7 protein-coding genes are annotated in these 13,041 nt (G+C 73.3%); 3 read left to right on the forward strand and 4 right to left on the reverse strand.

Annotated elements, in window-relative coordinates:
• The first annotated feature begins 19 nt into the window (after positions 1–19).
• Both cydD and ACFY1T_RS10250 read left to right on the forward strand, forming a co-directional pair.
• On the forward strand, positions 20–3,574 hold the full coding sequence (gene cydD, locus ACFY1T_RS10245) for a thiol reductant ABC exporter subunit CydD (protein WP_390787770.1): 3,555 nt from the start codon (positions 20–22) through the stop codon (positions 3,572–3,574).
• Between the two features lie 24 nt (positions 3,575–3,598).
• Positions 3,599–5,335: a GAF domain-containing sensor histidine kinase gene (locus ACFY1T_RS10250; RefSeq protein ID WP_390787771.1), complete on the forward strand. Its 1,737-nt coding sequence runs from the start codon at positions 3,599–3,601 to the stop codon at positions 5,333–5,335.
• A gap of 49 nt (positions 5,336–5,384) precedes the next feature.
• Here ACFY1T_RS10250 and ACFY1T_RS10255 read toward each other — a convergent pair whose 3' ends face one another.
• Positions 5,385–6,269, reverse strand: a complete 885-nt coding sequence (locus ACFY1T_RS10255) for a Cof-type HAD-IIB family hydrolase (protein ID WP_390787772.1) — start codon at positions 6,267–6,269, stop codon at positions 5,385–5,387.
• 148 nt (positions 6,270–6,417) lie between these two features.
• Here ACFY1T_RS10255 and ACFY1T_RS10260 point away from each other — a divergent pair, with 148 nt between their 5' ends.
• Complete coding sequence (locus tag ACFY1T_RS10260) at positions 6,418–7,323, forward strand: LLM class flavin-dependent oxidoreductase (protein ID WP_390787773.1); 906 nt, start codon at positions 6,418–6,420, stop codon at positions 7,321–7,323.
• A 50-nt stretch (positions 7,324–7,373) separates the two neighbouring features.
• On the opposite strand, the gene ACFY1T_RS10265 is transcribed toward ACFY1T_RS10260, so the two are convergent.
• The 3 genes from ACFY1T_RS10265 to ACFY1T_RS10275 all read right to left on the reverse strand — a co-directional run bounded on the left by ACFY1T_RS10265 (position 7,374) and on the right by ACFY1T_RS10275 (position 12,954).
• Positions 7,374–10,421, reverse strand: coding sequence for a tetratricopeptide repeat protein (locus ACFY1T_RS10265; protein WP_390787774.1), 3,048 nt, complete (start codon positions 10,419–10,421; stop codon positions 7,374–7,376).
• Complete coding sequence (locus ACFY1T_RS10270; RefSeq protein ID WP_390787775.1) at positions 10,418–12,295, reverse strand: HSP90 family protein; 1,878 nt, start codon at positions 12,293–12,295, stop codon at positions 10,418–10,420. The genes ACFY1T_RS10265 and ACFY1T_RS10270 overlap by 4 nt, the downstream gene beginning before the upstream one ends.
• Positions 12,296–12,414: 119 nt before the next feature.
• The gene (locus ACFY1T_RS10275) at positions 12,415–12,954 is read right to left on the reverse strand and encodes an RNA 2'-phosphotransferase (protein ID WP_030857801.1); all 540 of its coding nucleotides are present in this window, start codon (positions 12,952–12,954) and stop codon (positions 12,415–12,417) included.
• Positions 12,955–13,041 lie beyond the last annotated feature (87 nt).

Genomic DNA, 13,041 nt, shown 5'->3' on the forward strand with positions numbered 1-13,041 from the left:
GCTCTGGGGGATGTTTCACGTGAAACCGATCGACCCGCGCCTGCTTCGGTACGCCCGCTCCACCCGCCTCTTCCTGGCGGCCGTGGTGGCCCTGGGGCTTGCCGGGGCAGGGCTGGTCGTCGGTCAGGCGATGCTGATCGCCGAGATCGTGGTCGGTGCCTTCGAGCAGGGGCTGGACGGCGAGGCGCTGCGCACGCCCCTGCTGCTGCTCGCTGCGGTCGCGCTGGGGCGCGGCCTGCTCGCCTGGCTCACGGAGCTGGCCGCCCACCGGGCCAGTGCGGCGGTCAAGTCGCAGCTCAGGGGGCGACTGCTGGACCGCGCCGTGGATCTGGGACCCGGCTGGCTGAGCGGTCAGCGGACGGGATCACTGGTGGCACTGGCCACCCGGGGCGTGGACGCCCTCGACGACTACTTCTCCCGCTACCTGCCCCAACTGGGGCTGGCGGTGGTCGTCCCGGTGGCGGTCCTCGCCCGGATCGTCACCGAGGACTGGGTGTCGGCGGCCATCATCGTGGTCACCCTGCCGCTCATCCCGCTGTTCATGGTGCTGATCGGCATGGCCACCCAGTCCCGGATGGACCGCCAGTGGCGGCTGCTGTCCCGGCTTTCGGGGCACTTCCTGGACGTGGTGGCCGGGCTGCCGACGCTGAAGGTCTTCGGCCGGGCCAAGGCCCAGGCCGAGTCGATCCGCAAGATCACCGACGACTACCGGCAGGCGACGGTGCGGACCCTGCGCATCGCCTTCCTGTCCTCCTTCGCCCTGGAGCTGCTGGCGACGCTGTCGGTGGCGCTCGTCGCCGTGACCATCGGCATGCGGTTGGTCCACGGAGAGCTCGACCTGTACACCGGGCTGGTCATCCTGATCCTGGCGCCCGAGGCGTATCTGCCGCTGCGCCAGGTCGGGGCGCAGTACCACGCGGCCGCCGAGGGGCTGGCGGCCGCGGAAGAGATCTTCGAGGTGCTCCAGACGCCTGCCGCCGCCTCCGGTGGCGTGGCGCCGGTGCCGGCCGCGGGGCTGCGGATCGAGTGCGACGGGGTCGCGGTCCGCTACCAGGGCCGGGGCGAGGATTCGCCGGGACCGGTCTCGCTGGAGGTCGGACCCGGGGAGTGCGTCGCCCTCACCGGGCCGAGTGGGGCAGGCAAGTCCACGCTGCTCCAGGTACTGCTGGGCTTCGTCGAGCCCACCGCGGGGCAGGTGCGGATCGCAGGCGTGGACCTCGCCTCGCTGTCGCTCGAACAGTGGCGGGAGCGGATCGCGTGGGTGCCGCAGCGACCCCATCTGTTCGCCGGGACCATCGCGCAGAACGTACGGCTGGTACGGCCGGACGCGTCCGCGGACGCGGTGGCCGGGGCGCTGAAGGACGCCGGGGCATGGGAGTTCGTGGCTGCGCTGCCGTGCGGTGTCGACACGGAGCTCGGCGAAGGCGGGATCGGGCTGTCCGCCGGGCAGCGCCAGCGGCTGGCACTGGCGCGGGCGTTCCTCGCGGACCGGCCGGTGCTGCTGCTGGACGAGCCGACGGCCGCTCTCGACGGGGAGACCGAGGCGGCGGTGGTCGATGCCGTACGACGCCTGGCGGTGGGGCGGACCGTACTGCTGGTCGTCCACCGGCCGGCGCTGCTGGCCGTGGCCGACCGGGTGGTGCGGGTGGGCGCGGTGGGGGTCCGGCCGACTCCTTCCGCGGTCCGGCTCGGGAAGGGCGAACCCGCGGCCTCCCCGAGCCTCGCCGGGAAGGGCAACGGGCCGTCCGGTCCCGGGGAGTGGATCCTCGGCAGCGCCCCGGAGAAGGCGGCCCAGGCGGGCGGCGCCGACTCGGGCGGGGGCGATCCGCTGCGGCGGGTGCGCGCCGTGGCCAAGGCGTGGCAGGGGCGGTTCCGCCTCGGCCTGCTGCTCGGTGCCCTGGCCGTCGGGTGCAGCGTCGGGCTGATGGCCGTCTCCGGATGGCTCATCTCTCGGGCTTCGGAACAGCCGCCGGTGCTCTACCTGATGGTGGCGGTCACGGCCACCCGGACCTTCGGGATCGGGCGGGCCGTCTTCCGGTACGCGGAGCGGCTCGTCTCCCATGACGCCGTGCTGCGGATGCTCGCCGACCTGCGGGTGTCGGTGTTCCGCCGGCTGGAGCGCATCGCGCCCGCCGGGCTGCGCGAGCAGCGGCGCGGAGACCTGCTGGCCCGCCTGGTGGCCGACGCCGACTCCCTCCAGGACTACTGGCTGCGCTGGCTGCTGCCGGTCGGCACCGCGGTGCTCGTCGGCACCGGGTCGGTCGCCTTCACCGCCTGGCTGCTGCCCGGGGCGGGAGCCGCGCTCGCCGTCGGGCTGCTCGCCGCCGGGGTCGGCGTGCCGCTGGTCAGCGGAGCCTGTTCCCGGCGTGCGGAGCGGCGGCTGGCGCCGGCCCGGGGAGAACTCGCCACCCGGGTGGCCGATCTGCTGACCGGGACCGCCGAGCTGACCGTCGCCGGCGCTCTGGCCGGGCGCAAGGCATCCGCGAAGGAGAGCGATCGGGCCCTGACCGGCATCTCCGCACGGGGAGCCGCCGCCACCGGACTCGGGAGCGGGCTGACCGCCCTGGTGTGCGGGCTGACGGTGGTGGTCGCCGCGGGCCTCGCCGCCGACGCCGTGCACGGCGGACAGCTGTCCGCCGTGGCCATGGCCGTGGCCGTGCTGACCCCGCTCGCCGCCTTCGAGGCGGTCAACGGGCTGCCGCAGGCCGTCCAGTACCGGCAGCGGGTGCGCCGCAGCGCCGAGCGGATCTACGAGGTCATCGACGCTCCCGCCCCGGTCGCCGAGCCGGAGCGGCCGGCCGCGGTGCCGGCCTCCCCCTTCCCGCTGCGGCTGACCGGACTCGCCGTCCGGCACCCCGGGCAGGAACAGGACGCGTTGCGGGGGCTGGACCTCACTCTGGAGGCCGGCCGGCGGGTCGCGGTCGTCGGCTCCTCGGGTGCGGGCAAGACCTCGCTGGCCCAGGTCCTGCTGCGGTTCCTGGACCCGTACGACGGCACGTACACCCTGGGTGGAGCCGACGCACGCACGCTCGACGGCGACGAAGTCCGCCGGATGGTGGGTCTGTGCGCGCAGGACGCGCACCTCTTCGACAGCTCGGTACGGGAGAACCTGCGGCTGGCCCGCACCGGGGCGAGCGAGGAGCAGCTGCGGGAGGCCCTTGCCGCGGCCCGGCTGCTGGAGTGGGCCGACGGCCTCCCGGACGGACTGGACACGCTGGTCGGCGAGCACGGCGAGCGGATCTCCGGGGGCCAGCGCCAGCGGCTGGCCCTGGCCCGGGCGTTGCTCGCCGACTTCCCCGTCCTCGTACTCGACGAGCCGGCCGAGCACCTGGACCTGGCGACGGCGGACGCGCTGACGGCGGATCTGCTCGCCGCGACCGAGGGCCGCACCACCGTACTGATCACGCACCGGCTGGCCGGCCTGGAGACGGTCGACGAAGTGCTCGTACTGGATCAAGGAGCGGTCGTGCAGCGCGGTACGTACGCCGAGCTGGCCGCCGTCGAGGGTCCCCTGCGGAACCTGCTGGAGCGGGAGCGTGCGGCCGACGGAGCCCTGGCCGACTTTCCCCGGTAAAAGGGACTAACTAGGCTCAAGGGCATGTCGTTGCAGGAGTCGCAGGAACCGCCGGAATCAACACCCGGAACACCGGACCCGCTGGAGGCAGCCACCCAGGCCACCCGGAGTCTGCAGGGCCTCTCCACCGAGCTCACTGCCCGGGTGCCACAACTGCTGGAGGCCATGCGTTCCGTGGGCACCGGTCTCGAACTGCACTCCACCCTCGACCGCATCTGCGAAACGGCGGCCGAGCTCGCGGACGCCCGGTACGCGGCGATCGGGGTCGTCGACACCGAGGGCCGCGGGCTGTCGGACTTCGTCACCTTCGGCATCGACGCCGAGACGGCCCGGAAGATCGGGCACCGGCCGGACGGGAAGCGCGGTCTGCTCGGCGCGCTGATCTCCCATCCCGACACGGTGCAGCTCGCCGATCTCACGAAGGACCCGCGCTCGGCCGGGTTCCCGCCGCACCACCCGCCCATGAAGACCTTCCTCGGTGTCCCGATCCGGGTGCAGGGGGAGATCTTCGGCAATCTGTACCTCGCCGAGAAGAACGGCGGCGGCCGGTTCAACGACTACGACGTCCACATGGTCCGGGTCCTGGCCACCGAGGCGGGCATCGCCATCGGCAATGCCCGGCTGTACGAGGCCGCCACCCAGCGGGAGCGGTGGATCGACGGCTCGGTGGCCGTCACGACCGCCCTGCTGTCGGGCGGGGACGCGGACGACGCCCTCTCGGTGGTGGCCGAGCAGGCCCGCCACCTGGCGGATTCCGCCGCCGGAATCGTGATGCTGCCGGCCGAGGAGGGCGGCATGGAGATCGTCGCCGTCTCCGCCGAGAACGCGGCCACCTCGCTCGGCCTGGTGATTCCGGCCGAGAGCCCGGTGGTGGCGAAACTGCTCGAGGGCGAGCCGGTCTTCGTGGAGGACGCTGCCGGCGATCCCCGCATGATCAGCCGGCTGACCAGCCAGTACGGCCCCTGCATGATGCTGCCGCTGCACAGCGGCGGGCGGGTACTGGGTGCGCTGGTGACACCGCGGGCCCGCGGCAAGCGGCCGTTCAGCGAGGCGGAACGGACCCTGGCCACCCAGTTCGCCTCCCAGGCGGCGCTCGCGCTGATGATGGCCGAGGCACAGCGCGACCGGGAGCGGCTCGCGGTGTTCGAGGACCGCGACCGGATCGCCCGGGACCTGCACGACCTGGTCATCCAGCGGCTGTTCGCCACCGGGATGATGCTGGAGGGCGCCCAGCGGCGGTCCGTCGTCCCCGAGGTCGTCGACGGAGTGGGCAAGGCCGTGGACGAGCTGGACGTGACGATCCAGGAGATCCGCACCGCGATCTTCGCGCTCCAGCAGGGACCGGCCGAGGCTCCGTCGGGCCTGCGCACCCGGGTCCTGCGCGAGATCAACATGGCCGCCGTGCCGTTGGGCTTCAAGCCGGCGCACCGGTTCCTCGGCCCGATCGACACGGTGGTCGGCGAGCTGGTGGGCAAGAACCTGATCGCGGCGCTGCGCGAGGCCCTGTCGAACGCCTTCCGGCACTCGGAGGCGTCACGGATCGAGGTGGTCGTGGACTGCACCGGCACACTGGCCGACGGGCGGCCCGGCGTGCGGCTGGAGGTCGCCGACGACGGTGTGGGCATCCCCGAGGGCGGCCGGCGCAGCGGGTTGCGGAATCTTCGCCGGCGGGCCGAGTCGCTGGGCGGGTCCAGCTCGTACGGTCCCGGCATCGGGGAGGACGGCAGCGGGACCACCCTGGTGTGGGAGGCCCCGCTCTGATGTCCCCGTGCCGGTCCTCGCTCCGGCGCGCAGACGCCTTGGCGCGGTCCTAGTACTGGTGTGCGGAGCGCTCCGCGAGGATGCGCTCGATGACGACGGCGACGCCGTCCTCGTTGTTGGCGACCGTACGGCCGGAGGCGGCCGCGATCACGTCCGGGTGGGCATTGCCCATCGCGTACGAAGTGCCCGCCCAGCGGAGCATCTCCACGTCGTTCGGCATGTCACCGAAGGCGACGACCTCGGCGGGGGAAATACCGCGCTCGGCGCAGCACAGCTCGAGGGTGCTGGCCTTGGAGACCCCCGGTCCGCTGATCTCCAGCAGGGCGGTGGGGCTGGAGCGGGTGATCGAGGCGTAGGCCCCGGCGGCCGAGCGGGCGAGTGCCAGGAATTCGTCCGGGGCGAGCTCGGCATGGTGCGCGAGCAGCTTGAGGACGGGAGCGGAGGTGTCGTCCGCCTCCTCCTTCAGCAGCTTCTCGGCGGTGGCCACGTGCGCACCCGGGTCCTGGAAGAAGGGCGGGTACAGCGGTTCGTAGTTGATGCCGGTGGTCATCTCGACCGCGAAGGAGGTGCCCGGCGCGGCAGCGCGCAGGGTCTCCACGACCGTCAGGGCCGTAGCCCGCGGCAGCGCGCGGACCTGTACGAACTCCCGGCCGGCGTGGAGATCGACCACCGCGGCCCCGTTCGCGCAGATCGCCAGGCCGTGGCCGTGGACGTGGTCGCTGACCACGTCCATCCAGCGGGCCGGGCGGCCGGTCACGAAGAAGACCTCGATCCCGGCCTCCTCGGCGGCGGCGAGCGCGGCGACCGTGCGGTGCGAGACGGATTTGTCGTCGCGCAGCAGGGTGCCGTCGAGGTCGGTGGCGATGAGCCGGGGAGTGGGGGTTGGCCCGTCCGGGCGCTGGGGAGCCGAGGTCACGGATCCATCTTCGCCCATGGCCTTGCCGCAGCCGACCAGAGCGGGCCGGGCTCAGGCGCCGGATGGCGATGTTTCTCCCCCGGCAGCGACCGGGCGGGTGCCTGCGGTGAGCCGGGGACGGGCGATGTTTCACGTGAAACATCGGCGGGGCCGTAGTCTCGAATGCATGAGTCTGCTTCTGAGCACTGTGATCCTCCCGGTACGTCCGTGGCGTGAGGGCGGCCGTGACCAGTGGGTGCGAGCCGAGCGGCTCGGGTTCCACACCGCGTACACCTACGACCACCTGACCTGGCGGTCCTTCCGCGACCGGCCGTGGTTTGGCGCGATCCCGACCCTGACCGCGGCGGCCGCCGCCACCGAGAAGATGCGCCTGGGCACTCTCGTCACCTCGCCGAACTTCCGGCACCCGGTGACGCTGGCCAAGGAGCTGATGTCGCTGGACGACATCTCCGGAGGCCGGATCACCCTCGGGATCGGCGCCGGCGGCAACGGGTTCGATGCCACCGCCCTGGGTCAGGAGCCCTGGACCCCGCGCGAGCGCGCGGACCGCCTGGCGGAGTTCGTACCGCTGCTGGACCGGCTGCTCACCGAGACCGAGATCACCGAACGGGGCACCTTCTACTCCGCCGAGGAGGCCCGCAACCTCCCCGGCTGTGTGCAGCGGCCGCGACTGCCCTTCGCCGTCGCCGGAAACGGCCCGCGGGGCATGAAGCTGGCCGCCGCCCACGGCCAGGCCTGGGTGACCACCGGCGATCCGAAGCTCTTCGACGACGGCACCCCCGAGCAGTCGCGGGAGGCCATCCGAGGCCAGCTGGGCCGGCTCGACAAGGCATGTGCCGAGACCGGGCGCTCCGCCGAGCCGATGGGGAAGATCCTGTTGACCGGGTTCACCCCGGACCGCAACACGATGCTGGACTCCGTCGACGCGTTCGTCGACTTCGCGGGCCGCCACCGGGAGCTCGGCATCACCGAGATCGTGATCCACGCGCCGATCCCGGACTCCGAGTTCGCCGCCGACGAGAAGGTCTTCGAGCAGATCGCCACCGAGGGCCTGGCCCAGCTGAACAGCTGAAACGGCGGGGATGGCCCCCGTCGCCGCCGGGCGACGGGGGCCATCCCCGCTCAGGACCGCAGGCTGTCCAGGGAGGACTGGGCGCGCTCCAGCAGCTCGTCCGGGACCCCCTCGGGCATGGCCCGGAACTCCTCGATCAGTGCTGCGAGCCGAGCGGCCCCCGCCTCTTCGCGACCGATCTCCTGCTCGGTCCAGGCGGCGTACTGCACGCACTGGAGCCGGTCCCCCAGATGCTCCCGGCCCAGTTCCGCGTAGAGGTCACCGGCCCGCGCGGTCAGTTCGATCTCCTCCAGCCGCAGCGCCTCGGTGTCCACCTCGACGCGACGAGAACCCCCGCCGTCCCCGCCGCCCCCGCCGTCCTCGCCGTCCTCGTCCTCCTCTTCGGTCTGCTCGTACGAGGTGACCCGCCAGTCGAGCAGCTGCGCCAGCTGCAGCCAGGTCTGGGCGAGCTCCCCCCTCAACTGCGCGGCGGCCCGGTCCTCCCCGGCTTCCCCGCTCCCGGTCGGCGCGACCTCGGCCAGAGCGACGTCCAGGACCGCGGCGGCCTGGTCCATCAGGTCCCGCGCCCGCGCCCACGCCGCCTCGTTGGCGTCCCCGCGCGGAGCCATCCAGGCCAGGGAGCGCAGGATCCGTACCTCGGCGACCGGGGCGTCCCCCGTCACCCGGTACAGCTCCAGGGAGCGCTCGTACGCGGCCCGTGCCTCCTGGTCCAGGCGCGCGGCGGACAGCTGTTCCGCGGCCGCCTGCGCCAGTGCGGCCTGCGGGCGGGTGTCCTCCCAGCCCTTGGCCACCTCCGCCGCCAGCAGGTACTGCTCCGCCGCCGCCCGGGAGTCGCCCAGCTGTCGCAGCAGATCGCCGAGGAACTCCCGTACGGACACGGCCTGTCCCTCGCCGTGCTCCAGCAGATCGGGCAGGGTCGACTGCAACACCTCCGCCGCGTCGGCGTGCCGGCCCTCCCGCGCGTACGCCCGGGCCAGCACCAGCCGGGCCTGCGCCCCGCCGTCGGCGGTCAGACCCGCCTGGTCGAACCAGTGCGCCGCGGTGAGGGCGTGCTCGGCCGCTTCCGCCGCGGCACCGGTCCGGCGCAGCAGGATGTCCGCGAGGGTGAGCCGTACGACGCCCTGCGTCTCCGCCTCCGTCACCTCCGCGGCATGCTCCAGCGCGGAACGCGCCGCCTCCTCGGCCTCCTCGGGCCGCTCCACGGACATCAGCACACCGGCCCGCAGCACCAGCGCGTCCACCGCCTGCCAGGGCAGACCGGCCGACACCGCGCGCGCCGCGGACGCGGCCAGGAGCGGCAGGGCCCGCTCGGGATCACCCTGTGACAGCGCGACGCGGCCCAGCATCTCCTCGGCCTCGGCCGCCAGATCGGGCAGATCCTGCTCGTAGGCGGCGACGAAGGCGTCGAGTTCGGCCGCCAGCTCACCGTGCCCGTGGTCCTGACCCGGTTCGTGGAGGTGCTCGTGCCCGGGGCCGGCCTCCACCGAGCGCAGGTACGACTCCACGCGGATCGACGACAGCTCCGCCAGTGCGATCCGGCGCCCGCGCAGCGGCTCGTCCGCGTCCAGTGCCTCGGCGGCCTTCAGCGCCGCCGTCAGCAGCTCGCGGATCCGCTGCGGTTCGGCGCCGGACTGCGCGGCCGCGCTGGCCAGCCGCAGCTCGGCCAGTGCGGCGCGCTCCGACCGGCCGAGCTCGCGGTAGCGGTCGCGGACCGCCTCCAGCAGCTCGGCCGCGTTCGCGGCCCCGCCGCGCGCCGCCGTCAGGGCCCGCTGGTCCGCGACGTCGGCCGCGAGCAGCGGGTCCACCTCGTCCTCCGGGCGCGCGTCCACCCGTACGCCGATCTCGGCCCAGAGCGCGTCCGCCGCCGGGTGCCGCTGTTCCCGGGCCTGCCGGGCGCGTTCCACCAGCTCCTCGACATCGGCCGCGGGCGGCGCGGGCACGGTCGCGGCCGCAACCGCGCTCACGCCGGCGGTCGGCCGCGGCAGCGCGCTGCTGCGCACCCCCAGCGGCAGTACGCCGACCAGCGGCTCCCGCCCGATCCGGGCCAGGAAGCGGTCGGAGACCCGGGTGGTGCCGTTGCGGGCGTCGAACCGGCGGGCGATCTCGAGCGAGTCCGCGCGCAGCACCTCGTACAGTTCGGAGACCGTGTGCGGGACGCCCTCGTAGGGGACGGCCGGGCTCTGGCCGTGCCCCAGCTCCGTCAGCCGGCGCAGCAGTACCAGGATGCCGCCGTGGAAGGCCATCTGGTCGTCGACGTTGACCAGCGGGCTCATGTGGGCGGCGTGCTCGGCGAGGATCTCCAGGCCGCGCGACTCGTTGCCGCTCAGGGCGCAGAACTCGATGTGCTTGCCGATCGAGGGCAGCAGGCTCTCGTTGCCGCGGGCCATGCGGTAGCCGCGTACGTGGTGCGAACGGGCCTCGTCGAAGCGGCCCAGGCGCAGCAGGGGAAGGAGCGAGGTGGCCAGCAGCCGGTGGGGTTCCTCGGCGCAGGTCCGCTCGCCCGCCAGGACGGGCTGCCAGAGCTCCAGGGCCCGGGCGTCGTCCCCGCGCAGCACGGCGTACGCGCCCTGGCCGTTGAGCTCGCAGGCGTGGCAGTCGCTCATGTCGTCGCGGTCGGCCGCCAGCCAGGCGCGGTGGGCCCGCTCGGCCCGGTCGTCCTCGCCGATCGCGTCGGCGAGCCACAGCTCGGCCTCGCGCACCGGCCGCTCGCTGTAGCCGGCGATCCGGTAGCGGCGCTCCATCTCGTCCAGCCAGCCGACGGCGGACTCCAGCGGGATCTCAGGGGAATCGCTGATGGCCGTGGCCACCCACTTGAACTGCCAGAACAGCGAGTGGGCGTCCCACCGGTCGAAGGAGGCGGGGTCCTTGTCGTACTCCTGGAGCAGCCGGGCGAAGGGCACCAGCATCTTGGAGGACTCGGCGCTCCAGAGGTAGGCGTTGATCAGGTTGTCCAGGGCGGTACGGAACAGGGCCCCGTCACCGACCGCCTCCGCCGCGCCCACGAGCGCCTCGGCGTGCGCGTTGCGCGCGGCTCCGTTCGGGGAGCTCTTGTTCTCGGCCAGCCCCTGCTCGATCTCCTCGCGCGTCAGCATGGTCACTTCTGTCCCTCCGGGGAGTCGGTGGAGTGGGTCGCCCATTCCAGGAGCCCGAGGAAGGCCCGGTTGAGCAGCGTGGAGTCGGCGGGGCGCAGCGGCCGCTGGGACATCAGCAACGCCTGCCCGTAGAGCGATTCGACGGCGGTGCCGGTCAGCGCTTCGTCGGGCAGGGCCGAGATCCGGCGGATCAGCGGGTTGTTGTGGTTGAGCACCAGGCGGGCACGCGGTGCGGAGCCGCGCAGCGCGCCGAGGATTCCGCTCCACAGGGAGTCGGCGCTGTCCAGCGCCGCGGTGCGGTCGCGCTCCTGCCGGGCCTGGCGGTCGTCGAGGTAGAGCGCGGGGACGGACACGGGCTGGAAGGCACGCAGCACGACATCGCAGCCCTGCGCCTCCAGCCGGGTGCGGGCCGTGGACAGGAAGGGCGCGAGGGCCAGTTCGGCAGAGGTCGGGACCGGGTCGAGGCGTTCGGTGACGGCCCCGGCGTCCAGCTCCGTGACCTTGAGGTCCGGCCGGACGGCGGGCAGCAGGGCGAGCAGGTCGGCGTCGTAGGTGTATCCGGCGTTGATGACGCCGAGGCCGTGGGCCGCCGCGATCGGGGCGATCTGACGGAACTCCTCGACGGTGCGCGTGAAGTGGATCTCGGTGTGGGCCGCCGTGAACTCCTGGAGGCTCATCGAGCCCTCGCTCGTCTCGAACGGCAGCCAGGGCAGCATCAGGCCGAGCAGCTCGGCGTCGTGCCGGGCCAGGGACTTCACGCCGAGGTGGTGGACGCTCAGGAAGGCGGCCAGGCGCTCCGGTTCGCTCGCGGCGAGCTCGGCGAGCCAGGCCCGGACCCGGGCGCCGAGGGCCTCCCGTACGGCGGACAGGGTCTCGTCGTCGTACAGGTTCTCGCGCGAGGCGGTGGGCCGCAGGGTGTCCGTGTCGATGACCGCGCGGACGAAGAACGCCCAGTCCGGCAGCAGGTTGTCGGCGTGGTCGGTGAGCAGCATGCCCTTGAGGTGGACGCGGTGTCCGGCCCGGTGGGCGGGGCTGGTCGGCTCGGGCAGGACGTACGCCACTCCGCGCACCCCGGCGACGGGCAGGTCGAGGTCGATGCTGTCGAGCGGGGTGAAGCCGAAGAGCTGCGAGCAGTGGCCGGCGAGCGCGACGCGGCGCGCGGCGGGAGTGGGGAAGGGGCGGTCCCACACGGCGGGCCGGTCGGTGATGCCCCGCGGCTCGCCGCCCGCGGCGCCCTCGCGCTCGCCCTCGGTGAAGGTGATGTCGTAGGGGAGCAGGGAGCCGTAGTCGCGGGCCAGCTGCTCGACCCTGGCGGGGACGGTCCACTCCTCGGCGCCCGGGCGGGCTTGGAGGATCACGGTGGTGCCGGGCTCCCGGCGGGCCTCGTCGGGCAGTTCGCGGACGGTGTACGAGCCGTCGTCCGTGGCCAGCCATTCGACGGGCGCGGCCTGGGGGTCGCGGGCGGAACGGGTGACGACGCGGATCTGGCGGGCCACGACGAAGCAGGCGAGCAGGCCGATGCCGAACTGGCCGAGGAACTCCCGGCGGGTGGTCTCGAGGCCGTGGTCGCCGCCGCGCTTGGAGCTGCGGCCGATGGTGGCGAGGAGGGAGTGGGCCTCGGCGGCGGTCAGGCCGATGCCGCTGTCCTCGATGGTCACCCGGCCCGCGGAGGCGGACAGGCGGATGCGGATCTCCGCCTGCGGGTCGAGTGCCTGGCGGGCGGTGACGGCGTCCACCGCGTTCTGCAGCAGCTCGCGGACGTAGACGCGCGGGCTGGAGTAGAGGTGGTGGGAGAGCAGGTCGACCAGGCCGCGCAGATCGACTTGGAAGCTGTTGGCGGAAGGATCGGAAGGGGTGGAGGAAGAGGACGTGGACGTCATGGGGCGTCACCTCGCATACGCGCATGGATGGTTCGGCGATCGCGAGGTACCCCCCTCACGGATCGGAATGAGGAACAGAGTAGGGGGATGATCTGACAATCTCGTCTTGAATTCCCGGGCTAGGAGAAGCGCAGGAATTGCGGCGGCACGGCCTCCGCCAGCCACACCCCGTTGGCGCTGATCCGGAACACGTGCCCGGCCGCGCGCATCGCCCCGGCGTCCACGGAGAGCACGACGGGCCGGCCGCGGCGCGCGCCCACGCGGGTCGCGGTCTCCCGGTCGGGGGACAGGTGGACGTGGTGGCGGGCCATGGGGCGCAGGCCTTCGGCGCGGATCGCGTCCAGGGCGGCGGCCACGGTGCCGTGGTAGAGGTACGCGGGCGGTTCGGCCTCCGGCAGGTCCAGGTCCACGGGAACGGTGTGGCCCTGGTTGGCGCGGATGCGGGTGCCTTCGACGGCGAACCGCTGCTTGTCGTTGGCCGCCACGACGTGGTCGAGCTCGGCCCGGCTGATGGGGAAGCGGTGGGCGGCGGCCGCGTGGAGGAGATCGTCGATCTCCACCCAGCCCTGGGGATCGAGCACCAGTCCGATGCGTTCCGGCTGATGCCGCAGATGTTTCGAGACGTATTTGGACACCTTCACGGTGCGTCTGTCGTCCATGGACCCAGCTTGCCGGGTCGGGCGGGGGGCGAGCAGGGATTTTTCGGCGCTCCGCCGGTCCGGGCCACTGTGGGACACCCTCTATCG

Source organism: Streptomyces sp. NPDC001194 (assembly GCF_042896985.1).
Classification (GTDB): Bacteria; Actinomycetota; Actinomycetes; order Streptomycetales; family Streptomycetaceae; genus Streptomyces.